Raw genomic sequence first — 23,400 nt, forward strand, 5'->3', positions numbered from 1 at the left:
TGGCGGCCTCAATATACAAAAACAACCGGTCGAAATATGACTGGTTGTTTTATGCTTTACCGAAGTTGTACTGCAAGCTGCATCCTTATTGGTTGATACTCGCAATTTCCTTAAAGCTCTCGTCACTTGTCAGAGGGCATGACAGTTCGTTACAACGTCGGATCTTGCCATCTTTAAATTCAAAAATAGCAATCAACTCCACCTGTCCCATCATTCCATTTTTCTTCGTAATATCTACGATATAGCGTAAAGTGGCACTTTGCAGCTCATCATCATACAAAAAATCATTAAATGGTGAAATGGTGATGTTGTCGATCAGGCTTTTTAACGTGGTAATATGCTGAGTAAATTCCTCCAAATTTGTGGGGACTCCATCTGTAACTTGAATATATTCAGGTACAAAATAATCAGGAATCTTCTCTACCTTTAAACCCACGACTATGTCATTATACATACAAGTTAGAAATGCTTTTGCCTCTGCTCTGTTCATTCTGTTCTCTCCACATCTTTATAGTAGTCGGGACCATGCATGCAGAAATCGGATGACTACGTCTAATTCATCTTCCGAAAAAGCATCAAATAATTGCTCGTATTGTTCCTTTAATTGCCGGTGCATCTGATCATGTACAGCAGCTAACTGCCTGCCCTCATCCGTTACGTTATAGTATAATTCCTTATGATTATCCGACTTTTTTGACGTCAGCAACAAATGGTGTTCTATAAGAATATTCACGGCTTTGGTGACCGCCGGCTTGGATATATTCAGTTCAGCAGCCAATGATGTGTTATTCATACTTCCCTGACTGCTACATACCAGAGAGAGAATATGAAGCTGGGTAATCGTCCATCTCCGCTTCTCCCTCACCACTTCTTCTGTTAGAGTCTCTAGTAAAGCTTGACGTCTCTGTGCATTTTTTTCTCTTTCCAGTATAAAATGTTGGATAGCCTCAAATGTCCGTTCGTGTTTGGATTGACTCATAAATCCTCCATGTTTTTTATTAACCGGTTAATAAAAATAGTTTACCGGTTAACAATATAATTGCCAAATTTCATCTCATGATTCCTTGGTACAACCTTTGTATCTGCTCAACAAATCAACAAAAAAAGCACCTCACTGCGGTCCATTGACCGTGTAGTGAAGTGCTTATTCCATGTGAATCTCACACCTATTTTTTAGCTTTATTCTCTTTCTCTCTTTCAACCAGCATATCCACAATCATATCAATCTGTCCAGTAATAGCGATCGGATCGTAGCGATAGTACGTATCAAAATCATTAAAGAACACTTTATTCTTCTTCACCGCAGGCAGATTTCCCCACACAGCGGACGATTTCAGTTGCTTAAGCGCGGTTCCCTTCTTGTCTGGATCATACGTAGTCAGGAACATGTAATCTGCGTCATACTGCGGCAGTACCTCCATTGAAAGCTGTATGGTTTGTTCCTTGGAATTAGCTGTCTTTTTCGGCATGTTCAGTTTGAGCGCATTGTATACGGCTTGTCCGCCTCGTCCCGCATTGTCGCCAAAGATCCAAAGTGCGTTCTTGTCCGTCAGCTCATACAAACCGAAAGTTGCCTTTTCGTCAATAACACCCTTCAGACGAGCACGGCCTTCAGCAGCCTTTTTATCAAATGCAGCAATAAATTGCTCAGCCTTCTCCTTTTCCCCAGTGATATCCCCGAACAGCTTGACCGTATCATAGATATTAGTCGTCGTACCGTACGGAATGTACAGGGTAGGTGCAATTTTAGACAAAGCCTCATAATTGGTATCCTTCATAACCACGATCAGATCGGGTTTGAGTTCCAGTGTCTTTTCCAAATTGGTCGGATCCCCCACCTCTTTGGTTCCTTTTTCCTTTAGCAAATCGGTCAAAAAAGGATTTTGAAACGCAGTCGGCTCTACACCCACCACGTTAGCACCCACGGACAGCAGCTCTCCGCCGTAAAAATCCGTTACAATACGCTGCGGCTTAGCGGGAATTTGAATATCCCCTTTAACCGTTTTAAAGCTTCTTGTCTCTCCAGTAGAAGCCGACTCTTGCTTATCTCCTGAAGTTGAAGCGGGATTATTTCCAGTGTTATTTCCGCCGCATGCGCTGATAAATACAGCCAATACAAGCATCAAAGTAGCCAGCATAAAAATCGATTTGTTCCTCAACCTATTAGCCCCCTATGTAATATGGAAATAGCCTTATCTCAACATGATAATGATTATCAATATCGTAAGAAATATATCAAGCGCCATCCTTGCTGTCAACTAAAAAGCGAACTTTGTATTATTTCACTACTAAAATAAAAAGACCTGCCAAAATATTGGCCAGGTCTTTTCGTGAAGCCGTCTCAAAAACCTACACATTGGGGCTAGGTTGCTGGAGGCTGCTTGCTGGTGATCGCTGTTTTGTTTTATATTCTTCTCCCCAATCCTTCATCAAGTTAATAATCGGGATCAGTGTTTCCCCAAATTCGGTGAGAGAGTATTCGACCTTAGGCGGAACCTGTTGGTAGACTTCACGATGAACGACACCATCCTCTTCCAGCTCGCGCAATTGAAGTGTCAGCATACGCTGGGTAATTCCCGGACAGATCCGCCGAAAATCACTAAATCGCTTAGTCCCATACATGAGATGGTATAAAATAATCCCTTTCCACTTGCCCCCAATCACATCCAACGTGTACTCAACAGGACACGCCTGATCATTTCCAGCGGTACACTCACCAAAGCCGCCTTTCCGATTGCGCATTGGCCCTTCTCCTCCTTGGTATCATTTTATATACTACAGCACATTAATGTGCGTACTTCCAAAACGATTATATATATTCTAATATTAGTCATGCACTTGATAAGCGTCAATTTCAATCACATCCATAAGGAGTGGAATCACGATGGAAACCCTAACAACCACTAAAGATCAAGTCTTGGCTGCATACAAGTTCAGACATGCTACAAAAGAATTTGATAGTCATAAGAAAATTAGCGATTCTGATTTTGAGTTTATTCTTGAAACCGGTCGTTTATCCCCAAGCTCGTTTGGCTTTGAACCCTGGAAATTTGTTGTCGTCCAAAGTAAAGATATGCGTGAGAAACTGTTGCCCTATTCCTGGGGGGCCACAAAACAGTTGCCAACAGCAAGCCATTTCGTACTTATTCTCTCCAGATTGCCTAAAGATATGGTAGCTTCATCCGATTATATCAAGAATATGATGGTAAACGTGCAGCAATTACCTGCTGAAGTGATGCAAGGCAAAGAGAAGGTATATGACGCCTTCCTAAAATCAGATTTTGCGCTTGAGGAAAATGAAAGAGCTATGTTCGAGTGGGCATGCCGACAAACCTATATCGCACTGGGCAATATGATGACTGCCGCAGCTCAAATCGGCATTGATTCCTGCCCGATCGAAGGTTTTAATAAACAAGAAATTGAACGCATCCTTTCCGAAGAAGGCATTATGGATGCCGAGCATTTCGGCATTTCTTGCATGGTGGCTTTTGGCTACCGCCTGAACGAACCGCGCGACAAAACTCGGCGACCTGTAGATCAGATTGTGGAGTGGGTATAAAACGCGGAATATCCTTCTTTAAAGCAAAGGGCGCTCCACAGCCATTTCCATGGCTATGGAGCGCCCTCTTTTCATAAAACTCAGGTCCTACAAGTTTTATCACTTCATACGCTTACTGATAGTTCACTTCTTCCACGAAATAGATGTCCTTCAAACGAGCTTTCACGCGCTGAATTTCATCTGCTGTTAAAGGAGCCGTTGGACATAGCTTGAAGTTCCTTCCGGTGACATAGCTTACGTCCGTGTGACCATCCAGGTTGTAATCCATCTTCGGAACCGGTTTTTGGGTATAATCGGTAAAGTCAATAATAGACCATGCCGCATCTCCATCCTCTTTGGATAAAATAATCCGCTGTGAGGCATTTTCAGTCCACAAATAGCGCAGATTTGCTGGTGAATTATTGGAATCCATAGCCGTCTTAATACCTGAGCCTCTAAACATGAGCGTAAACTCGGTATGATCATTATTGGATCTTGCTACCGATTCATAAACCTGTTTCAGCCCGTCCACACCCACAATCTCGACCTTGCGATCAAGCGGGAAATGATTCACAAAGTTCTCCCATATTGGACCCATATTATGGGTGTTGGCAAGTGCGTTAATGTCCAAAATAATGGACAAGTAGTTTACCGTATTTATACGTTGATAAGGGTTATCCAAATATTGCTGTACTATATACAGTTGTGGTGCCGCATCCGTCTCCGTCACATAGGGGTCACCCGGATGAAGAGTCCAGCGTGAGGAATCTTTGGTATAGCGTGATCCAATCGGATCAATCGTAACCGAGTTCATGAATACGGTACCGCTATTATCAGCAATTCCTTGTGCGGGAACAATCGGATTGTCTTTATTAGACCAGTAAGGCATCAAAGGTGAGCCCTCACCATACATGCCGTTGACATTATATTGTGTAGCCGACCATCCCATCGCGGATGTAATTCGATAGTGATCTTTTAACCATTGAGTCTGTTCAGGATTCACCGTAAAGCTGGTCAATGATTTCGGCAGATACTTCCGATATTGGTCTGTATCCATGCTTTCAAACACGGATGGTGATCCCATCGAACCAGATTGGTGTAGCTCATTGAATGCATTGTAACGGTACATGTACAGCCACTCATCCATCTTTACTTCCCAAACAGGAAACTTCTGCTGGTTCGGATACCCGGCCAGTATCCCGACTTCATCTCCATACTGATCGACGTAATCCAGAACCTGTTTAAGCTGCGGTCGGTTCGATTCCACAAAAACAAATCCGTTTTCCATCGCCCACGTCACTTTGATGTTGGGACCAAAGTGATCCATCAGCAATTGACGAGATTGCTTGATTTGGTCTACGGTAGTCACGCTTCCCTGCAGCATGATGGAGACAGCAAAATATTGCTTCTTGCGTTCTCCGGGTTCTACCCTTAATTCCGCATCAGATGTGAAGTGAATCCCCTGGGATGGTGACTCAACCACAATTTTTAATGGAATGGCTGAGTTCACTGCTGGAATCAAATGCAGATTGGCAATCTTTCCATCCTCGTCAAATATTCCTCTGGAATCCTCTACCCGAAGTATCAAGTCGGACGGCAGCATTTCAGGAGCTATAACCTCTCCTTTAGCATTATGAAATACGTAGGACATTTTCCAAGCAGCGGGATCTAAAGCAGCAGCCTCTGAAATAGTATACGTAGACAAGTATACGGACCTGATTACGTTCGGTGGCTCTGCCGGCGGAGTCTTCCCTTTCACGATCAGCTTGGTCTGAGCTGTAAGGACCTGATAAGGTTTGGCAATAGTGACCTTCATCTCTACAGGAATGAAGCTGTCCGCAGCCGGAATATTTTCGGGATGTGCGATTTTCCCTTGTACATCAAACACACCTAACTCATCACTAAATGTGTACGTAACATTTGTGACGCTGACAGCAGGAATGCTTACTGGTCGCCCTTCATGGTAGAGCTGAAAGGATAGCTGATACGAAGGGTACGTTTCTGGCTGATTTACCAGCTCCTCCGCCTTGATTACGACTTCATCTACCAAAAAATCCGAAGAATGATCCGATGGATCTACTGGAGTTACTGGTGGTTTGGGATTAGGCACCGGTGGTGTGACTGGCGAGTCCGGTCTCGGTTTCGGTGGTATCACCGGCGGTTCCGGTTTCGGCTCTATTGGTGTCACCGGGGAGACTGGTGAATCAGGTCTTGGGCGATGCCTTTTAGGCTCCTCAATTTCCGAATTCACAGGTTGTTGCCTAATTTCCGGTGTCAAATCGGCCTCGATCTTCTTCGATTCTTGTTGGCTGGCCGTCTGAGGCAGCGTTGCAGCTCCATTTCCTAATGACTCCAGCAAACGCTTGGCACGTTCTTTCAGAACGTCACCGCCTAACCATATCCGATAAGCAACCAGCGTGGCGTCCTGCCGACTCACAGACTCTTTAGGGTGGAAATAATGATTTGTATCCCCCTCAATCAGTTCCAACCGTTCCATCAGCCATACGCTCGTTTGTGCATAATTTGATATATTAGGTTGATCCACAAAACTGGATATTCCAGCAGATCGGGTATCATCAGTAACACCAAAATACCGGGCATACCAAACGGCCATATCCTGACGGGTCATATTGTGCTTGGCACCAAATAATTGATCGCTAATCCCTTTCGTAATGCTCTCTTCCTGCAAGGCCTGTACATAAGGTAAGGCCCATGGTGACACATCCCGAAAAGAAGTTACGCCTCTGTTATTCGATGTTCGCTTTAAGGTTTTAGCAAAAATGCTTGCCCATTCCTGACGCGAGATAAAATGTAAAGGTCGAAAGCTCCCATCCTGATAACCTGTAACATAACCTTGAGCAGCCATGGCCTCAATCGCATCAGCTGCATAGGAATGTTCGATATCGTTAAAGGCTCTGTTCGCAAAAACAGGCGCACTATGTATACAGAACAACCAGACAGCCAGTAAACCAGCCATGTAATGCCTAATTTGTTTCAACCTTTTTTCACAGTTCATTATTTGAGATCATTACACCTCCTTTACGAGATGGCACTGGGCCACTTTCACCTGTACCTTCATATCAACTTTGAAAATAAATCTCTTTTGTTTTCAAACGGTTTTTCATTACTGTTAACACCAAACTGTATATACTTGGTTTATCGGAATAATCTCCCTAGGATTGAATAAAGCCAGCAAAAAAAGTGGTTTGAGCAATCTGCTGTCCTGCTCATTCAGCATGTTTTTTTAAGCCGTAATTCCCTATTACTAAACAATGGTTTTCATTGGTAATTAAATATTTATCACCTTTGGGTTATCATTTTATTCATGTATACAAACAAAAAAAGAGATGACACCTGTATCCGCATTCGTCTGAATACAAAATGTTATCTCATTTTTTGTGTAAGATGCACTTATTAAATTCTGTCTTCTCTTTTAATCCTTTTTCAACTCAGAGCCCTTATAAATATAAAAGTAGCCCTTTAAAGATCCGTTTTGTGGATAAGCAGCAGGATCTTTGTCTTTTATTTGAGCTACCCACTCTCGGTTTATAAGCGTAGAGGGGCCTTCCTCAACTAGTGCTTCAGCAGACATTCCAGTGATTGGTTTTGCTGCGCTGGACCAGAATGCAACTAAGTATACATCGTCAGCATTAAAATGATAGCGTCCTTCACTTGGAGTTCCCTCATAAAACAGCTCAGCCAACGAAGCTGCCTCAGATCCTCTCATAAAAATTCGAATCTCATCGGTTCCGTTCCATGTATGAGAAATTCCGTCTTTTGGATTAACATATTCTACAGTTTCTGGCTCCTTGTCGGTATTAAAATCAACAACTGCATATTTATAAACCTCATCCGTTACACTCTTGGTTGCAAATTCAGTTGTTTTCTCTGTTCGGTAGCCACTGAACTTTCCATACACATTCGGGGTTTTGCTAATCGCAGCAAAGGCCTTTTCCTGATCCATAAATCCAGCTCTACCAGCTACCGGTGTCAGCCTGTAGGTCTTGATTTCAGTCCCCTTGTACTGATCCCAAGAGTATTCGTAATAATATTTTGCATAAGATATTCCACTGTTCCACCCTACGGATACCAGCATGATAATACCTATCATGAATACTACTGGCCATTTTTTCAACATCATACCCACAACCTCTTTTCTTCAAGTACAATCAAATCATCATTAGAATTATAGCTTTTCAATAATTCTACTAACAGTTAAATATTAGAAGGAATTGTGGATAAATTATGTCTTTTCTATTTTTCTGTCTTCTGCGGATCAGTTGCTGCTTTGAGACGTTTTTCCATTTCCGTAGACACCATAATGTTCAACAACCCCATGAGATTATTGGTCTCGTTTCTTGCTTTTTGATAGGCGGCAGCAAAGGCCTTTTCATTCGCCGCAGGGTTTTTAATATCACTCAGTTTCTTCCACTCTGGTTTAACTTGTTGATCATACATATTGTACAAACTAATGTCTGTGGGCGTCTGTGCAACAGGTATCATAGACTCAAATTTCGAAGCAACCTTAAAGAAGCCCAGCGTATTTTGGACTGATGGAGTAGAGTAATCATGCGTCTTCATCGCTTCTTCTAAAATAAGAAGTCCCTCGCGTGACAGGTAGAGCATTTTGATGAGCCCTCTTTCTGTATTAGAAGTTTCCTCCCATTTCTTGTAGGTCTCTCCCGGAGCAACTCCCTCTGTAAAATAAGTATAAGCCTCATGAATAAACTCATCCGTATTCGGGTGAATTGGCTTTTCTGTATATAAATTGACAACAGAGTCGCTGTAATTTGCGATGTTGATATGTTTTCCGGTTGGATCGGAAACCCGCCGAATGGGATGGTTTGGCACCCGTACCAGCCCATAACGATCTGCAAAGGAAAGGAGCTGCTCTTGTGTTGTATTTAGTCCTATTTGGCCTGCTTGCTGGTCTGGTTTCGTTGCTTCTTTAGCCATGTCTGCATACGTTTTTGTGTTGGTCTCAGCTTTTGCCGCTTTGTCCACTGTACTGCTCGCAGTAGCTTCCGCACTCGCTTGTCCCGCAACATCACGATCCACTTTGGGTGTCTGTGTAGCTGTGGCAACTGTAGACGTAGTCGCTCCAGTTGTAGCCTCGCCTTCATTTTGTTTCTTAGAGTCACCGCATGCTGCCAGCATAGCAGATAAACTCATGACAGCAGTCATCAAAATAATGTACTTTTTCACCTTCATCTGATGTTTTCCTCATTTCTTGGTGTATCATTCTGTCATCCATACCTACGATAGACTAAGCTTCACATGTATCCTCGTAGGCCAATGGTATCTTCAATAATATGGAATTCATCTTATCAGAAATAAAAATGAGGGAATACTGGACCATCCTCCTGATTAAGCTCGGTTTGTTTTATAGTAATACGTTGTTTTCTGAACTAAAGACGTGATTACCACGCTGAAAATGGGCAAATTTCCTGTTGACTTTTAGAATACTGCGATCCTCGGTACTACTCCTGCACGCTTATAATTTCTAACCCGAAAGCGAAAAACGAAGCTCATGACCTAGGAACTTCACACACATCTGAATGGTCCTTGTTTTATCTAGCAGCATTCTGCCCACTCCTTTTTTTCTATTTATTTGAAGTCCCACGGTCTGACCTTTAGAATAGATAATACACTTGGCGTTATTTAAGGAAGGGGGCACTTATCTATGTTCAAGAAAATGGATATCTACCGAATTCTCACTGTAATATTTGCTGTAGTTGCTATGGTTTCGTCCCTTTTATCCCTCGCATACCCGGATACTTATAAGCACGCATACACCATCGCACAATTTTTTATAGGACTTGTGTTTTTATTGTCCGGCATTTCAGAATTTAAGGCTCATCGTAAGAGTATGGCAATAATGAACTTCTCCGTTTCCCTTCTCACTTTCTTTGTATTTATATTCACCCTTGTAGTGCGAACAGGTTAGCCACACACTTTTTCACCTCACTTACAGCCTTTCCATTACTCTATTCCTCTTCATATAAAAAGAAAAGCCGAGCGCAACTCAGGTAATCTGAATTACGCTCGGCAAATAGTACATCTTGAGCAGCCTATTCGTGTTTCTCTAATTCTTCAATTCTCTGCCGCTTTCCTATACCAAAGACAAAATATCCAACAACGACGATCGCCATGAAGGTTGCCCCGACAATCAACGACAAGCGTGTGTCCGGGTTAAACCACATTCCAACAATTACGAGCAACAGAAAAATAATCGTGATGTAATTACTGATCGGGAAAAAACGAGACTTAAAGTTATGACCTTCCATTTCGTTTTTCCACTTTTTTCGGAATTTAAATTGACTGATGGCTAATGCAAACCACGGTACCATACCTGGGAGAACACTGGCGCTGTAAATATACAGAAACAGTTTGGAATCAGGCATTAAGTAGTTAAATAACACCCCTACCAGCAGCAAGGAAATGGTCGTTATTATACTATTTCTAGGGACGCCGCTTGCCGAAACTTTTCCGAAGAACTTAGGAGCTTGTCCATTCTTAGCCAATGTATATAACATTCTGCCCGCACTATAAATACCACTGTTGCAACCTGACATCGCAGCTGTGAGTACAACAAAGTTAATAATACCCGCAGCAGCCACAATTCCTACCTTGGCAAAAGTCAGAACAAACGGGCTGCCAATCTCGCCAATTTGGTTCCAAGGATAAATCGTAACAATGACAAAGATTGCCCCTACGTAAAAAATCAGAATACGCCAGATGATGTTTTTAATGGCTTTTCGCAGGGTCATTTTCGGATTTTCTGCTTCACCCGCTGTAATGCCCACCATCTCAATCCCCTGATAAGCCGCCGTTACAATACAGAGTGCAAATAGGAACCCTTTTAGCCCTCCTGCAAAAAAACCACCATGGCTGACTAGATTGGATAGACCTATCGGCTGTCCGCCGTTACCGAGGCCAAAAAAGATAATCCCCGTACCAACCACTAGCATGAAGATAATAGCGATAATCTTAATCATCGCAAACCAGAATTCAAATTCTCCATAAAATTTCACAGCCGCCAAATTGGCCAGCGCAATAATAATTACACCTGCCAAAGCCGGCAACCATTGCGGGATATCCGGGAACCAGTAGCCCACATATACCCCAATCGCAGTGACCTCCGCCATCCCTACAGTAACCCATAAGAACCAATAGCTCCAAGCGGTCAAGAAACCAGCCAAAGGGCTGATGTATTTATGAGCAAAGGTAGCAAATGAGCCCGTCACCGGTTCAAGAATCAGCATTTCCCCCATGATCCGCATGACAAAAAACATAATAATCCCAGCTAAGAGATAAGCCAACAGCACCGAAGGACCTGCCCATTTTATCGTACTTGCCGATCCCATAAACAAGCCAACGCCAATCGTGCCCCCAAGCGCAATCAACTCAACGTGTCGTGGCTTCAGCCCTCTCGTTAATTGTTTCGATTCCAAAAGAACGCTCCCCTTCGTATATGTTCGTCATCAAATGCTAATGATCCGGAAAACTGCCCCCAAACATTATTAATTTTCAGACTGACGTGGTTGATCGAACGACTACACAGTAGTTCCACGATTCGTAAATATACAAAGAAACCACGTCCTATTTACCGTCTAAAACCTTACTGTTTCTAAGACCGAGTCCGTAGCATTAGATGCATTGTATGACAAAAAACGTCTAAATACAACTGCTAATTAGCAGACATTTTTAGACATGAAATGGAAAGGAAGGAGATTCATTTTTCTGAACATTGGTCAATTCAATGTAATGCATTAGAGCGTTAAACATGCGTATTTTTTCAATGATAAATATCACGATATTAAGCTTATTTAAAACCTGTATCCCTACAGTGCAAAACATGAACTCCGAATGAAAGAGCAACATTTCAAACATTACCTTGTGCTATAACTATGCGTGAATTCCAAACAAGGAGATGAAGACATGAGTAAGTTAAAAGGTCAAATCGCTTTAGTAACTGGTGCAAGTCGAGGAATCGGTCGTGGCATTGCATTACGTCTGGCTCGGGAGGGGGCCATTGTCGCAGTGCACTACGGAAGAAGGCATAAAGAAGCAGATGAGGTGGTTCATCAAATTGAGCAACTTGGAGGGGCTGCATTTACGATCGGTGCTAACTTCAGTGCCCTGAACGGCGTTTATGATTTATATACGAAATTGGATAAAGCGCTTCGGGAACGTACAGGCGATAATCGGTTTAATATTCTCGTCAATAACGCTGGAATGGGTCAAATTGTCCCCCTAGAAGAGACAACAGAAGAATCTTTTGACGAAGTCATGAACATGAATGTCAAAGCACCTCTTTTTGTTACCCAGCAAGCTTTGCCGCGTCTAAAAGATGGGGGCCGCATTATCAATACAGAGATGAATAGCGGAACATTACAAGATCCCAACGGGCAGAAATTTGCCGCTGGCCTTTCGACCTTTAAACGCTGGGGCGAGCCTGAGGATGTTGCAGATATAGCTGCCTTTCTTACCTCATCGGATAGCCGTTGGATCACTGGTCAATTGATTGATGCAAGTGGTGGATCTCATCTGTAAATGGACAGGTTCAAAATAAAAGCAAAATGCGTTGGTGAGAGAAAGTCGTTCTTCTCCACCAACGCATGAAATAGATTATCAGCCAGTTGTTCAACATGACTACTACAGATCAGGTACCACAGAAGGTTCGGTAAGGACAAGTGGATTCCTCAGGCAATGTAGAGTAAACCTCCTGTTCGGTAGAATAAGCATAAGGGTCCGAAAGAACTCCAAGAAGCTGCTCCATCACACGGTAATCTTCTCGTTCCACCGCAGCTTCCAGTGCTTCTTCTACCCGATGGTTGCGCGGGATGATTGCAGGATTGCTGCTGCGCATCAGCTGATGCGAGGAGGCTTGGGATTCCTGTTGTCTGTCCAGCCTCGCCTGCCACTGCTCGTGCCACTGGGTAAAATCCGCAGTGCTGAACAAATCCGCATCCTCCAGCTTGTTTAAAGTTAGGGCACGGAAGGTATTGGTGTAGTCCGCGCGATGCTTCTGCATGATTTTAAGAAGACCCTCAATCAGGGATTCATCCTCTAGCTCCTCGTTAAAGATCCCCAACTTGGCTCGCATTCCCGTAAGCCAATGATGGCGAAACATGTTTGCAAAATCTGAAATTGCATCCTCGGCCAGTTGGACAGCCTGCTCTCTGTTGTCATGTAGCAGCGGCAAGAGGGTCTCCGCAAATCTCGCGAGATTCCACGCAGCAATATGCGGCTGATTGCCATAAGCATAGCGGCCCTGCATGTCGATGGAACTGAACACCGTCTCAGGATTATAGGTATCCATAAAGGCGCAAGGACCATAATCAATGGTTTCTCCGCTAAGGGTCATATTGTCGGTGTTCATCACTCCATGAATAAAACCCACCAGCTGCCATTGGGCGATTAACTTCGCCTGACGCTTAATCACTTCCTGAAGCAGTGAAAGGTAACGATTTTCGTCATTGGCAACTTCCGGATAGTGTCGTTCCAATGTGTAATCAGCTAGAGTACGCAGATCTTGGGACGTGCCCCATGCTGAGACATATTGAAAGGTGCCGACACGAAGATGACTGGCAGCCACACGAGTCAGAATGGCACCGGGCTGCTCTGTTTCCCGGACGATCGCCTCACCCGTGGTTACCACCGCCAAGCTGCGAGTGGTAGCGATACCTAGCGCATGCATCGCTTCGCTGATGATGTATTCGCGGAGCATCGGCCCAAGTGCCGCTCGGCCATCACCACGACGAGAGTACGGCGTTCTGCCTGAGCCCTTGAGCTGAATATCAACCCGTTTACCCAAGGGAGTGATCTGCTCGCCAAGCAGTAGAGCACGACCGTCTCCTAGCATGTTAAAGTGCCCAAATTGATGCCCTGCATAAGCTTGTGCAAGAGGTGTAGCACCTTCGGGAACCTGATTGCCGGCCAACATTGCTACGGCGTCATCTCTTTGCAGCGCATTTTCGTTCAAACCCAGTGAGACTGCCAACGGATGATTTAAAATGATCAGCTTTGGTGAGCGAACAGGATTTGGATTGAGCTTCGTAAACATGGATTCCGGCAGACGAGAATAACTGTTGTCGAAGTTCCATCCTATTTTGTCTGCTATTTCTTTTTTCTCCGTCATAGTGTCTCCTTTTCTGCTATGGTATCTTGGATTTTTCCGTTTTAGTTTTTACTTCTATCCATTTATTATCCACTTTTCACCATGCTGTTGTGCTTTTTAACCTACTTTTTTATTGTAACCGATGATCAAACATGAATTGTATTTGAATACCGAATGGGTCTTTAATAATACCATAGGCTTGGCTAAACACATTACTAGATAAAGGTACAATGATTTTCACTCGATCATCTGTTATTAGATTATGATAAAAATGTTCAATTTCTTCTATGTCGGCACTTTGAATACATAATGAAGTGTTATTCCCTACTGTATATTTTTCATTGGGGTTCATTGGGTCTTCTGCTATCATAACCTTTGTTCTTCCGATGGATAAGACAGAATGAGAAATATAATCTTTATTTTCAGCGGTAAGCTGTATTGAGCTGTCACGTTTGGCCATATCTTGATAAGTAACGAGAAATCGTTCCTCTGCGTTAAAATGTTTTTTGTAAAAAGTTATAGCTTCCTTTGCTTTTCCGTTCATGGATAAGAAAATAGCTATTTCCAGTGTTGTACTCATGGGTTCAATCTCCTTTTATATCAAGCTTTTAGGTAGATATCTTATAGATTTGATATATCACCTTGAACCTATTATCATATGTAAAGGGTTCAAAACATGACACCTTTTATAAGGAGATTTATGTATGAAGAAAACCGAAAGATTAAATGACATGATTAGGTACTTAAACAGTCGAGAGTACTTTAATTTAAATGATCTCATGGATAAATACCATATTTCAAAAAGTACAGCCTTACGTGATATTAGTTCATTAGAACAATTAGGTATGCCTATTTATTCGGAACATGGCCGACATGGACGATATGGTATCTTAAAAAATAGACTGTTATCCCCTATTATTTTTACGCTGGATGAAGTGTATGCTCTATACTTTGCAATGCTAACCTTAGAAGCTTATCAATCTACACCCTTTCATTTGAGTGTTAATAAACTCAATGAAAAGTTTGAACACTGTCTTTCTAAAATACAAATAAACCAGATTCATAAAATGAAAAAGGTTCTACAATTTGAAATATATCAACATAATCATGTTAGTCTCTACTTGGACAAAATTCTAACCAGTATTCTTAATGAGACGTACTGCAAGATTCAATATTCAAAAAATAACCAGAACAAAAGTTACCATGTTCAATTTTTCAAGATTTCCGCTAAGTTTGGCCAATGGTACGCTACTGGAATAGAGTTAAATACGAATAAATATAGGGTTTTCCGATGTGATCGAATCACCTTGGTAGAAGAAGAGGAAATCCATTCTCACTTTTCGATAGATGAACTCCTTAATCGTTCATTAGAAATGTATCAATCTGAGAAGAGCATTGACTTTGAAGTAGAGATTGTAGAACAAGCCAAGGATATTTTTTATAAAGAACATTATCCCTCTATGAAACTAGAACAGGGTCATAAAACAGTCATCAAAGGATTCTATAATCCTGGAGAGGAGGAGTTTATCGCTCATTATTTTATGAGATATGGTCATTATGTACAATCAGTGAAGCCTGAATCTTTAAAACAGATTATTAAGGATAGAGTTGAGCACCTCTTAAACCACTATCAAAAATTATAAGATCATCCAAGGTTTGTTTAAATTTTTTTCTACATTTAGCAAGAAAAAGAAGCCTCAAGCTCCTTTTCCCTGCTAACGATGACATTGGAATTATGGCTTCCGTTTGGCGATAACAGCATAGGATACCGTTCTTGTGAATCCCGTTGGATTCCATGCAGTAAATACCCATCTGTCTTCGGCCGCGGAATAATTATTGAGAAGAAATCCTTGTTCATTTCCAGAGAAAGTCCAAGAACCGCTAATCAGGTTGTAGTCGTTACCGTTAATCGTAGTGCTTCTAAAACTATTGGGAGAAAGAGTGACCGGAGCGAAAGTAAAACGTGCGAATCCATCTCCAAGTTGAGTTACACGAATGGCTTTTCTAACATTCATAACCACATGGCTTCTTTTTTTCAGTTTTTTCCCCAATTTTGCTTCCGCTTTTCTAATTTTCACTAAAGTCGCCTTTCGCAAAGAAATCATCTCCTTCATTGTTATACTTATAGTTAATGAAGGACTAAATGCTTTTGAATGGACAAAATCCCCGGTAAATTGGCTGGATTTTCTGGAGATGTTGAAACAAAAAGCCCTTCCTTACAATAAAGGAGGGCTTGATACCGCTACTTCTTATTTCCTATACCGATTTTGTTAAGCCGATATGGGTGATCATGGTGTCATATGGCTCTAACTCCATGGTTTGTTTGCCAAATTCCGTTTCAATCGTTGTTCTTTGCAGTTGATCACTATTGTTAATAACAACCAACATTTTACTTTCTGGATAATAAGCACATTCTGTATATAAGTTATCTGTAATATACTTCGTTTCATTTAGCTCATTACCCGCAAAACGGATTATATTCAGCAGCAATCTTGTGTTTTCCCAGCTGAATTCGAATGAAGGAAGGTAAATTCCCTTTCCTTTACCGAAGACATGATTGGATAGTGTTATCATTCCATTCGTTTCACCCGCTATTGCAGCTGACCCATCCGTAAGATAAATCCTATTTTTTGGCGTTATACTTGCCCCTTCAGGCACCAAACCATACTCATCCCTAACCTCATATGTCCATCTTCCATGACCTACCCTGGAGCCTGTATCCTCATCCAAACCGAGAACATGTGCCATTCTGAAAAAGCTGTCGTGACCTTCTACCGCCGAAGGCTGATTGATGCCAATAAAGGTACCACCTTCGTAAACCCATTGGGTCAGTAAGTCCACACACTGGTTGTCATTCCAATGCTGTCCACCACTCCATGCTGTACCGGCAGAGCCTGCATTGATGACTACATCACAATCCTGTAGTATTCCCTGACGGATATCTTCAAAATCGATGAACTGAACTTCAACCGGCAATCCGGATAAAGCCTCATTGATATGAATCAAATCATGCATATACGTTTCGTGGAAATGGCCAGACAAGGTCCACGATCTCAATTTTCCCCAGCTATGCAAAACAGCTACTTTCGTCTTCATGTGATAGGGTTTGCCTTCATGATGCAGTTCTTTGATTTCTCTGAACTCATTGGCAATCTTTTCGATGTAATCGCAAAAATCCGGGTAAGGCTCTACAAGATGCAAATATCCACCCAGTCCAATTCGGTCAATAGGCTCCCTCAACAGGGCGCGCCGGATATTAATCCAATACTTTTTGGCATCCAGCGTGGGGTCGCCCCCCTCCATAAAGGTAGGAAGCCCGCCTAAGCCAACCGGAAATAAGTATGGATGCAGCCGAATCTCATGCGTATTCACTTTTACACCTGAACACAGCCTCGCCTCATAACCTGAGAACACACATTTAATCAACCCGTCAAATCCAAACTCTTGAAAACGGTCATTATAAGGCTCCATACCAACCCAACTGTCATCATAAAACACATAGGCCAGCTTGTCGTGCTGATGCACAATATCAATTAATTTCTTGCCAAATTCGATTACAAAATCATTGATAAATGCCATCCAGTCCAGCTTGCGTTGCTCAGCCGGGATATGTGTGACGCGGTACTTCCCGCCATTCACAAAATCCTCGGCAGTCATCGAATACCCATATCTCTTCGCAAATAGATCAAGCGCTCTTGAGCTTACCGTAAAATCGTATGACCCCCAATCAGAGAACAGATGGCGATTGCGCTCATTGCTGCCCCAAATCCAGGCGAAGTTATAAAATAAGGAGGTAAACCGGACAACCGTGGTTTCCTTATGATGAAGACACCAATCCTCCATCCAATTCAGCAGATACTGTTGCGTTTCTGTATACATGGGATCAATCTGCATTAAATGCTCTTTGTCCCAATGATTCGTGGTGTGATTGTACATGGAAATCTCTTCCCAGATACGGTAGACCATGAAGCTTACCGTGTATTTATGCCAAGGAGCAATTCCGGTAATGACCACATTTCCGGATTCCCTTTCATAATTCCATTGTTCTCTTGGAACTTCTTCCCCGGTCGTTCTGTCAAAAACCTGCCAGTAGTTAAGCGCCTCTTTAGAATCATTCACTTTGAATTGTTCTGCAAAAAAATCCTCCATCAGATAGATGGATACATAATCCTGTACAGCTACCTTCGGATTCGTAATTAAAAAACACTGTTGCAGCTTATCCAGATTGCGGGACGCCCACTCGTTATGATCTCTGATGATACAGATTGTAGAATAAATGCCGTACCCAGCGTTTATAATCTCATCGGATAACTGCGTGCCGTCACTGTCACGGATGACATCAGCGCCCCATCGTTCAGCTAATTTCAGGGTCAGCGCCTCATAACCAGATTCTCCTGGTAGCGTAAAGGCCCCCGTTGTTTGTTTAGACAACTTCGATCCCTCCTAATTCAACATATCGGATAGAAAAGCCAACGCTAAGCCTTGTCCCCAGCCCTGAATCCAGTCTTTTGGAATATTGCGATACCCTTCCCGATCTTTCATAACCGCTGTGCCGCCCGATACACCCAATACCCGTCCGTCTTCGCTAATATGGTTCAAGATGCCCTCCAATGCCTTTTGCACGTATTTGGTATGCAGTGGATTGCCGTTATTGATCATGGCCGCCGCAATACCGCAAGATGCAGATACTTCTTCATAGGACTCCTCGTCATCCAGTACCGTCCGCCACAAGCCATTCTCTGTTTGAACACCCTTCAATGCAGCCAGTTGATCCCGAAGGGAACATTCCACGTCCATACACGGCGGATACAAATACCAGTCTTTCAAATGAATTTTGACTTGCGACATGGTATATGCTCCCCAAGCATTCGCTCTTCCCCAGAAAAATCCGGACATGTGATCCTGTTTGACATTATTGTAGCCATGGTACCAGAAGCCGCTACTAGGGTCTTGCAGGTATTTGATATGCCAGTAATATTGATTTAAGGCATCCTGGATCATTTTCTCGTCCTTTAATTTGGTTCCTACACGCAGCAGAAAGAATGCCGCCATAAACAACGTGTCTGCCCATGCCTGTTCTGGAAAATCATTAGCAACGGATACCGTATGCTGCAGAACATGGTCTCCGAACCTGAGAGCATTGTTTTGGATGTAATCCACCTTGCTCATCACAATATCCCAATATTTCTGGTCCCCTGTTTCTTCATACAATGTGATCAGCATATGACCCATGGCACATGTGTTAACCGTCCAGTGCGGCAGACCCAGCTCGATGTATTCATCTGCCCACTGGGCAAGCATATTTAGATACTCTTTATTCCCTGTTTGGGTATAGGCTCTGGATACACCATAATAAGCCACACCGCAGGGCCAATCCCACGTTAAATCCATCGCCATGGTTTTTCTGACGACTTTGTCGATGACTCTTAATATTTCTTCCTTGTCATAAGTTAATTGAAGCATTGTTATTCCCCTCTCCTAGTGCACACGCCCCCAAAGGCGCTTGAGAGCGGTTTGTCACTGTTTTGGAAACGCTTTACTTATTCCATTGTACGCAGTAAAATAGTCTCAATCTAAGCATATCCGCAACAAAACTGCGCAATTTCAACCATTTATATGTATACCTGCTGGCTAAGCTTGACGTAACGTTGACCTATAATCAACTCAAATCCAAGTTATGGGAGTATCGAATATGCCCAGAAAAAAGAAGCCCATTATAGAATACCGACATTACAGCTTGCCTATAAACTTCCCTGTCTTGCTGTTAAGCGGTGAACGTTGGAAGATTTCAGATATTAAAAGTGAGCATCTCCATTTTCATAACCATTTGGAGATTGGTATTTGCTATTCGGATAGCGGCTTCATGGAGATCAAAGGAGAATCTGTCCCCTTCAAAGCCGGGGATGTAACTTTCATTCCCAGGTATCTTCCTCACACCACGTATAGTTCGCCAAATACAGCCAGCCTTTGGTCTTATATCTTTTTTTCGCCAGAGGACCTTTTCCAACATTCCTTTAAAAGCGCTTACAGCAACTTTAAGCCCAATTTGTGGGTGATGAAGGGAACGAACTGTATATTAAACAAGGAGCAGCATCCCAAGGTGTATACACTTGCGACTTCGATCGTAGAGGAGTTACAACAACAGAATCCTTACTATCAGGAAAGCGCCTACGGCTTATTGTTATCCCTTTATATAGAACTTCTCAGAATTCACTCCAGGAATGAATCATTGAAAGATGCAGAAACAGTACATAGCCGGAAAAGCGATTTTGCCATTTCCCCGGCTTTGGAGTACATCACTAAAAATTATATGACACCTGTTAACATTGATTTTTTGGCTGATCTATGCCATTTAAGTACAACTCATTTTCGCCGAAAATTTCATGAGATTATGGGAACGTCGCCTCTTGATTTCCTAAACAGCACCCGAATCGAAGAGGCCTGCAAGCAGTTAAAAAGCACAGATGACTCCATTCTTTCCATCTCCGAGCAAGTCGGTTATCGTTCCATTTCCAGCTTCAATCGATGCTTCTCCAAGCTTATGGGAGAGCCGCCTAAAGAATGGCGTAAAGGAGCGCAATCCGAAGCACAATCAGCGAAAGCGTCTATACTGGAGTTTACGGGGTGGGTTTAATTTTACCAAACTGAATCAAGCAGCGCGTCCACTTCCTGAATTCGGGTTACCGATGGTGTTGGTATAAGATTGCCTCTCACCATAACCATTGCTACATTCGACAAAGCTTTTATGTCGTCCAAAGGGTTGTGCTCCAGCACGATTAAATCTGCCTGTTTTCCGATATCAATGCTACCTGTAAGATGATCAATACCTAAGATTTCCGCATTAGATTGAGTTACCCGTTCGATGACCTGACCCGCATTCAGTTTCGTTTGTCTCATATAGTGATCCAGTTCCCGCCAAATATCATAGTGAGTGACGTAAGACATGGCAGCATCCGTTCCAATCCCAATTTTGATATCATGTTCTACAGCCTGACGCAATCCCTTTAGCATGGAGTCGTACACCAGTCGCGAATTTTCCTTAACCGTTTCATTCACCTTCGTTAGGCTCGTGTCCAATTTCGCAATGGGATACCCAGCCTGCAAAGTAGGAATCAATGCAGTATAGCCCGATATAAAAAACAGGGAAAAGACATGATAATGGAAGCCGGTTTGCCCTGTTTTCCACTCCACTTTTCCCCGATTTCTTTCAAGTCTTCATTCATGTTTTCAGTGAGAACAACCCTGACACGAAGTGTCCCCATTATTGAAAGTTATTTTTTTCATAACGTACTGCGCCGTAACTCATAAAAATACTGCACAATCGGATGCTTTAACTTCATCTTCTCAGACATGTTTAAAATTCGCTTTTTTCCTACTCGTCTGTCCACTAAAGCTAGAATATTCAATAAGATATCATTACTCTCTAAGCTGTCCTCTATAGAAGTAGTTAAAAATTTATTAGCTACAACATTAAAATTAGACTTGCTTAATAAGGCCTGTGCTGACAAAAGCTCCTTTGCATGCTCTGATATTTTTCTACCTCTTGCTATTACTTGTAGACGATCCTCCGGAACATTCCCATTAGTATCTTTTCTGATCGCTTCAATTTCTTCATTCCTGATAGGAACTTGGATATCTGGATCATTTTTGATTTCCAACTCCGTCTGGTACCATTTGATTGAACTAGTGATATCATTCATATTGAGTATGTTCTTCTTATCTACAGTTATATAACAAGTTCCAGATTTATCAGGAAAATAACGGTAACTGGTAGATCGGTATTCGACCCTTCCGTCTAACGCAGGACAGAGAAAGCTCTCCAGTTGTTGCTTCAATTTACTCCAGGACATATATCCTCCTATGTTTTCAATGCCTACTAACAGCCCGTCCCCAACTTGGCAATTTAATTTCCACGGTCCTCTACCTCATCATGATCCTTGGTTCCAAATTCATCAAGCAATGTACGCACTTCACTTGTTGATTTGGCGTTCATTAAGCTGTTTCTGAGTTCACTTGCCCCTCGGAATCCACGGACATATATTTTGAAGAAGCGGGCGAGAGGGCTGAACGAACGTGGCTCCTGCACTGAATAATGATCATGGAGATCTAGATGAAGCCGCAGCAGATCAAGCAATTCCTCACTGCTGTGTTCCTTCGGCTCCTTCTCAAACGCAAATGGATTCTGGAAAATACCACGCCCAATCATAATGCCATCCACTCCATATTGCTCAGCGAACTTCAAGCCAGTCTGACGGTCCGGAATATCTCCGTTAATGGTCAGCAGTGTATCTGGTGCCACCTCATCACGAAGTTTCTTAATCTCCGGAATCAGTTCCCAGTGAGCGTCTACTTTGCTCATTTCCTCTCTTGTCCGCAGATGAATGGACAAATTCACAATGTCTTGTTTCAAAATATGGGTCAACCAGTCGCGCCATTCGTCTACGGTAGTGAAACCGAGCCTTGTTTTTACACTGACGGGCAGTCCCCCGACTTTGGCGGCCTGAATGATATCTGCTGCGATTTCGGGACGGCAGATTAGGCCGCTTCCCTTCCCATTCTCGGCTACATTCGCTACAGGACAACCCATATTAATATCGATGCCTTTGAAGCCTTCTTTCGCCATACCGATGCTCATTTCACGGAAATATTCCGGCTTATCTCCCCAGATATGGGCCACCATGGGCTGTTCATCCTCTGTAAAAGTCAAACGCCCGCGTACACTTTTGTTCCCCTCCGGGTGACAATAACTCTCTGTATTCGCAAACTCCGTAAAAAACACATCCGGTCTAGCTGCTTCACTTACGACATGGCGAAACACAACATCCGTCACATCTTCCATCGGTGCTAGTATAAAAAAAGGTCGCGGCAAATCACGCCAAAAATTATTCGTCATATCAAAAACTCCTCTATAATTACCAGGACAAATCTTTGGTCCCAAAATGGTAAAGCTAACCTGCTCATGTCCTTGCTTCTTCTTCACATATCACATGTTTAAGCAACGTAGTTCAAACGGCAGTATATGTTAAGCATAGACATCTAAATGAGTATATCATACTCAATAGAGGAGCATACTCCCCAAAAGACTCGCAAAAAAAGGAAGAGCGCCGCCCCTCCTGCCATCTTCTATAACGTACTGCGCCGCAGTTCATAGAAATACTGCACGGCATAACTTCCCCAGCCTACGCCGTTCCCAAGCGATTTTAAAAAAGAGCCGAGGAATAATATCCTTGACCCTTTTCGTCAATTTCTACACATGAATACCCAAAATTTTCAGCTGTTCATTGATCTTAGCTTCAAGTTCCGCGATTTCTTGTTTATCTTGTTCTAAAAGCTTACTCACTTCGGCAAGGTCAATAACTTGTTCTTCTTCAAACGTATCCACGTAACGAGGAATATTTAAGTTAAACTCATTTGCTTTGATTTCTTCAAGTGGTGCCACATGAGCATATTTATCAACATCTACACGATTTCGGTACGTTTCGATAATCTTATTGATGTTTTTATCAGTAAGTTTGTTTTGATTTTTACCTTTTTCAAACTCATTGCTTGCATCGATAAACAAGATGTCTTTTGTTTTACGATTTTTCCTGAATACTAAAATCGTAGTTGGGATGGATACGCCGTAAAACAAGTTGGCAAGTAAGCCTATAACGGTATCAAGATAGTTTTTCTCAATGATCGTTTGGCGAATCGCACCTTCCGCTGCACCACGGAACAAGACTCCATGCTATTTTAGCTT

General features: G+C 42.6%; 21 protein-coding genes and 1 pseudogene. 5 read left to right on the forward strand and 17 right to left on the reverse strand.

Annotated features, from left to right (window positions below):
• Window positions 1–85: 85 nt before the first annotated feature.
• The 4 genes from OIU26_RS10065 to OIU26_RS10080 all read right to left on the reverse strand — a co-directional run bounded on the left by OIU26_RS10065 (window position 86) and on the right by OIU26_RS10080 (window position 2,742).
• The gene (locus OIU26_RS10065) at window positions 86–490 is read right to left on the reverse strand and encodes a nuclear transport factor 2 family protein (protein WP_264216719.1); all 405 of its coding nucleotides are present in this window, start codon (window positions 488–490) and stop codon (window positions 86–88) included.
• An 18-nt stretch (window positions 491–508) separates the two neighbouring features.
• Window positions 509–979, reverse strand: a complete 471-nt coding sequence (locus tag OIU26_RS10070; RefSeq protein WP_264216720.1) for a MarR family transcriptional regulator — start codon at window positions 977–979, stop codon at window positions 509–511.
• A gap of 187 nt (window positions 980–1,166) precedes the next feature.
• A complete protein-coding gene (locus OIU26_RS10075; protein ID WP_126666038.1) occupies window positions 1,167–2,159 on the reverse strand; it encodes an ABC transporter substrate-binding protein in 993 nt (330 codons plus the stop codon).
• Window positions 2,160–2,349: 190 nt separating this feature from the next.
• Window positions 2,350–2,742 (reverse strand): winged helix-turn-helix transcriptional regulator, encoded by a 393-nt coding sequence (locus tag OIU26_RS10080; protein ID WP_013369546.1) that lies wholly within the window; start codon window positions 2,740–2,742, stop codon window positions 2,350–2,352.
• Window positions 2,743–2,884: 142 nt separating this feature from the next.
• Between OIU26_RS10080 and OIU26_RS10085 the strand changes: the two genes are divergently transcribed.
• Entirely contained in the window at window positions 2,885–3,559 is a 675-nt protein-coding gene (locus tag OIU26_RS10085) for an NAD(P)H-dependent oxidoreductase (RefSeq protein WP_264216721.1), read from the forward strand.
• A 112-nt stretch (window positions 3,560–3,671) separates the two neighbouring features.
• Here OIU26_RS10085 and OIU26_RS10090 read toward each other — a convergent pair whose 3' ends face one another.
• The 3 genes from OIU26_RS10090 to OIU26_RS10100 form a co-directional block, all read right to left on the reverse strand.
• Window positions 3,672–6,554, reverse strand: a complete 2,883-nt coding sequence (locus OIU26_RS10090) for an S-layer homology domain-containing protein (RefSeq protein ID WP_264216722.1) — start codon at window positions 6,552–6,554, stop codon at window positions 3,672–3,674.
• Window positions 6,555–6,971: 417 nt separating this feature from the next.
• A complete protein-coding gene (locus OIU26_RS10095) occupies window positions 6,972–7,679 on the reverse strand; it encodes a hypothetical protein (protein ID WP_264216723.1) in 708 nt (235 codons plus the stop codon).
• A 113-nt stretch (window positions 7,680–7,792) separates the two neighbouring features.
• The gene (locus OIU26_RS10100; protein WP_264216724.1) at window positions 7,793–8,749 is read right to left on the reverse strand and encodes a hypothetical protein; all 957 of its coding nucleotides are present in this window, start codon (window positions 8,747–8,749) and stop codon (window positions 7,793–7,795) included.
• Window positions 8,750–9,221: 472 nt separating this feature from the next.
• On the opposite strand from OIU26_RS10100, the gene OIU26_RS10105 reads away from it, so the two are divergent.
• A complete protein-coding gene (locus OIU26_RS10105) occupies window positions 9,222–9,485 on the forward strand; it encodes a DUF3953 domain-containing protein (protein WP_264216725.1) in 264 nt (87 codons plus the stop codon).
• Window positions 9,486–9,609: 124 nt separating this feature from the next.
• Here OIU26_RS10105 and OIU26_RS10110 read toward each other — a convergent pair whose 3' ends face one another.
• The gene (locus OIU26_RS10110; protein ID WP_264216726.1) at window positions 9,610–10,992 is read right to left on the reverse strand and encodes an amino acid permease; all 1,383 of its coding nucleotides are present in this window, start codon (window positions 10,990–10,992) and stop codon (window positions 9,610–9,612) included.
• A 487-nt stretch (window positions 10,993–11,479) separates the two neighbouring features.
• Between OIU26_RS10110 and OIU26_RS10115 the strand changes: the two genes are divergently transcribed.
• A complete protein-coding gene (locus OIU26_RS10115) occupies window positions 11,480–12,094 on the forward strand; it encodes an SDR family NAD(P)-dependent oxidoreductase (protein WP_264216727.1) in 615 nt (204 codons plus the stop codon).
• Window positions 12,095–12,203: 109 nt separating this feature from the next.
• Here OIU26_RS10115 and OIU26_RS10120 read toward each other — a convergent pair whose 3' ends face one another.
• Window positions 12,204–13,682 (reverse strand): protein adenylyltransferase SelO, encoded by a 1,479-nt coding sequence (locus OIU26_RS10120; RefSeq protein ID WP_264216728.1) that lies wholly within the window; start codon window positions 13,680–13,682, stop codon window positions 12,204–12,206.
• 109 nt (window positions 13,683–13,791) lie between these two features.
• The gene (locus OIU26_RS10125; RefSeq protein WP_264216729.1) at window positions 13,792–14,241 is read right to left on the reverse strand and encodes a VOC family protein; all 450 of its coding nucleotides are present in this window, start codon (window positions 14,239–14,241) and stop codon (window positions 13,792–13,794) included.
• Window positions 14,242–14,365: 124 nt separating this feature from the next.
• On the opposite strand from OIU26_RS10125, the gene OIU26_RS10130 reads away from it, so the two are divergent.
• Window positions 14,366–15,304 carry a helix-turn-helix transcriptional regulator gene (locus tag OIU26_RS10130; protein ID WP_264216730.1) on the forward strand — a complete coding sequence of 313 codons (939 nt, stop codon included), beginning with the start codon at window positions 14,366–14,368 and terminating at the stop codon, window positions 15,302–15,304.
• Between the two features lie 90 nt (window positions 15,305–15,394).
• On the opposite strand, the gene OIU26_RS10135 is transcribed toward OIU26_RS10130, so the two are convergent.
• The 3 genes from OIU26_RS10135 to OIU26_RS10145 form a co-directional block, all read right to left on the reverse strand.
• Window positions 15,395–15,739, reverse strand: a complete 345-nt coding sequence (locus OIU26_RS10135) for a hypothetical protein (protein ID WP_264216731.1) — start codon at window positions 15,737–15,739, stop codon at window positions 15,395–15,397.
• 178 nt (window positions 15,740–15,917) lie between these two features.
• Window positions 15,918–18,092, reverse strand: a complete 2,175-nt coding sequence (gene gnpA / locus OIU26_RS10140; protein WP_264216732.1) for a 1,3-beta-galactosyl-N-acetylhexosamine phosphorylase — start codon at window positions 18,090–18,092, stop codon at window positions 15,918–15,920.
• Between the two features lie 12 nt (window positions 18,093–18,104).
• A complete protein-coding gene (locus tag OIU26_RS10145) occupies window positions 18,105–19,124 on the reverse strand; it encodes a glycoside hydrolase family 88 protein (RefSeq protein WP_264216733.1) in 1,020 nt (339 codons plus the stop codon).
• A gap of 229 nt (window positions 19,125–19,353) precedes the next feature.
• On the opposite strand from OIU26_RS10145, the gene OIU26_RS10150 reads away from it, so the two are divergent.
• Window positions 19,354–20,295 carry an AraC family transcriptional regulator gene (locus tag OIU26_RS10150; protein ID WP_264216734.1) on the forward strand — a complete coding sequence of 314 codons (942 nt, stop codon included), beginning with the start codon at window positions 19,354–19,356 and terminating at the stop codon, window positions 20,293–20,295.
• Window positions 20,296–20,297: 2 nt separating this feature from the next.
• On the opposite strand, the gene OIU26_RS10155 is transcribed toward OIU26_RS10150, so the two are convergent.
• The 4 genes and pseudogenes from OIU26_RS10155 to OIU26_RS10170 form a co-directional block, all read right to left on the reverse strand.
• Entirely contained in the window at window positions 20,298–20,852 is a 555-nt protein-coding gene (locus OIU26_RS10155; protein WP_264216735.1) for an amidohydrolase family protein, read from the reverse strand.
• Window positions 20,853–20,941: 89 nt separating this feature from the next.
• Entirely contained in the window at window positions 20,942–21,511 is a 570-nt protein-coding gene (locus OIU26_RS10160; protein ID WP_264216736.1) for an SF0329 family protein, read from the reverse strand.
• 53 nt (window positions 21,512–21,564) lie between these two features.
• Window positions 21,565–22,554 carry a tRNA dihydrouridine synthase gene (locus tag OIU26_RS10165; RefSeq protein WP_264216737.1) on the reverse strand — a complete coding sequence of 330 codons (990 nt, stop codon included), beginning with the start codon at window positions 22,552–22,554 and terminating at the stop codon, window positions 21,565–21,567.
• Window positions 22,555–22,908: 354 nt separating this feature from the next.
• Window positions 22,909–23,388, reverse strand: a pseudogene (locus OIU26_RS10170) (N-6 DNA methylase); the annotation flags it as partial.
• Window positions 23,389–23,400 lie beyond the last annotated feature (12 nt).

It is taken from the genome of Paenibacillus sp. BT-177 (genome assembly GCF_025846815.2).
GTDB classification, from domain to species: domain Bacteria; phylum Bacillota; class Bacilli; order Paenibacillales; family Paenibacillaceae; genus Paenibacillus; species Paenibacillus polymyxa_C.

What these genes read in the sequence shown, in the direction of transcription:
- OIU26_RS10130 (WP_264216730.1), top strand. Translation starts at nt 14,366, where the DNA reads ATGAAGAAAACCGAAAGATTAAATGACATGATTAGGTACTTAAACAGT.
- OIU26_RS10115 (WP_264216727.1), top strand. Translation starts at nt 11,480, where the DNA reads ATGAGTAAGTTAAAAGGTCAAATCGCTTTAGTAACTGGTGCAAGTCGA.
- OIU26_RS10090 (WP_264216722.1), bottom strand. Translation starts at nt 6,554, where the DNA reads ATGAACTGTGAAAAAAGGTTGAAACAAATTAGGCATTACATGGCTGGT.
- OIU26_RS10080 (WP_013369546.1), bottom strand. Translation starts at nt 2,742, where the DNA reads ATGCGCAATCGGAAAGGCGGCTTTGGTGAGTGTACCGCTGGAAATGAT.
- OIU26_RS10165 (WP_264216737.1), bottom strand. Translation starts at nt 22,554, where the DNA reads ATGACGAATAATTTTTGGCGTGATTTGCCGCGACCTTTTTTTATACTA.
- OIU26_RS10150 (WP_264216734.1), top strand. Translation starts at nt 19,354, where the DNA reads ATGCCCAGAAAAAAGAAGCCCATTATAGAATACCGACATTACAGCTTG.
- OIU26_RS10085 (WP_264216721.1), top strand. Translation starts at nt 2,885, where the DNA reads ATGGAAACCCTAACAACCACTAAAGATCAAGTCTTGGCTGCATACAAG.
- OIU26_RS10145 (WP_264216733.1), bottom strand. Translation starts at nt 19,124, where the DNA reads ATGCTTCAATTAACTTATGACAAGGAAGAAATATTAAGAGTCATCGAC.
- OIU26_RS10065 (WP_264216719.1), bottom strand. Translation starts at nt 490, where the DNA reads ATGAACAGAGCAGAGGCAAAAGCATTTCTAACTTGTATGTATAATGAC.
- OIU26_RS10105 (WP_264216725.1), top strand. Translation starts at nt 9,222, where the DNA reads ATGTTCAAGAAAATGGATATCTACCGAATTCTCACTGTAATATTTGCT.
- OIU26_RS10070 (WP_264216720.1), bottom strand. Translation starts at nt 979, where the DNA reads ATGAGTCAATCCAAACACGAACGGACATTTGAGGCTATCCAACATTTT.
- OIU26_RS10100 (WP_264216724.1), bottom strand. Translation starts at nt 8,749, where the DNA reads ATGAAGGTGAAAAAGTACATTATTTTGATGACTGCTGTCATGAGTTTA.
- OIU26_RS10125 (WP_264216729.1), bottom strand. Translation starts at nt 14,241, where the DNA reads ATGAGTACAACACTGGAAATAGCTATTTTCTTATCCATGAACGGAAAA.
- OIU26_RS10160 (WP_264216736.1), bottom strand. Translation starts at nt 21,511, where the DNA reads ATGTCCTGGAGTAAATTGAAGCAACAACTGGAGAGCTTTCTCTGTCCT.
- OIU26_RS10120 (WP_264216728.1), bottom strand. Translation starts at nt 13,682, where the DNA reads ATGACGGAGAAAAAAGAAATAGCAGACAAAATAGGATGGAACTTCGAC.
- OIU26_RS10095 (WP_264216723.1), bottom strand. Translation starts at nt 7,679, where the DNA reads ATGATGTTGAAAAAATGGCCAGTAGTATTCATGATAGGTATTATCATG.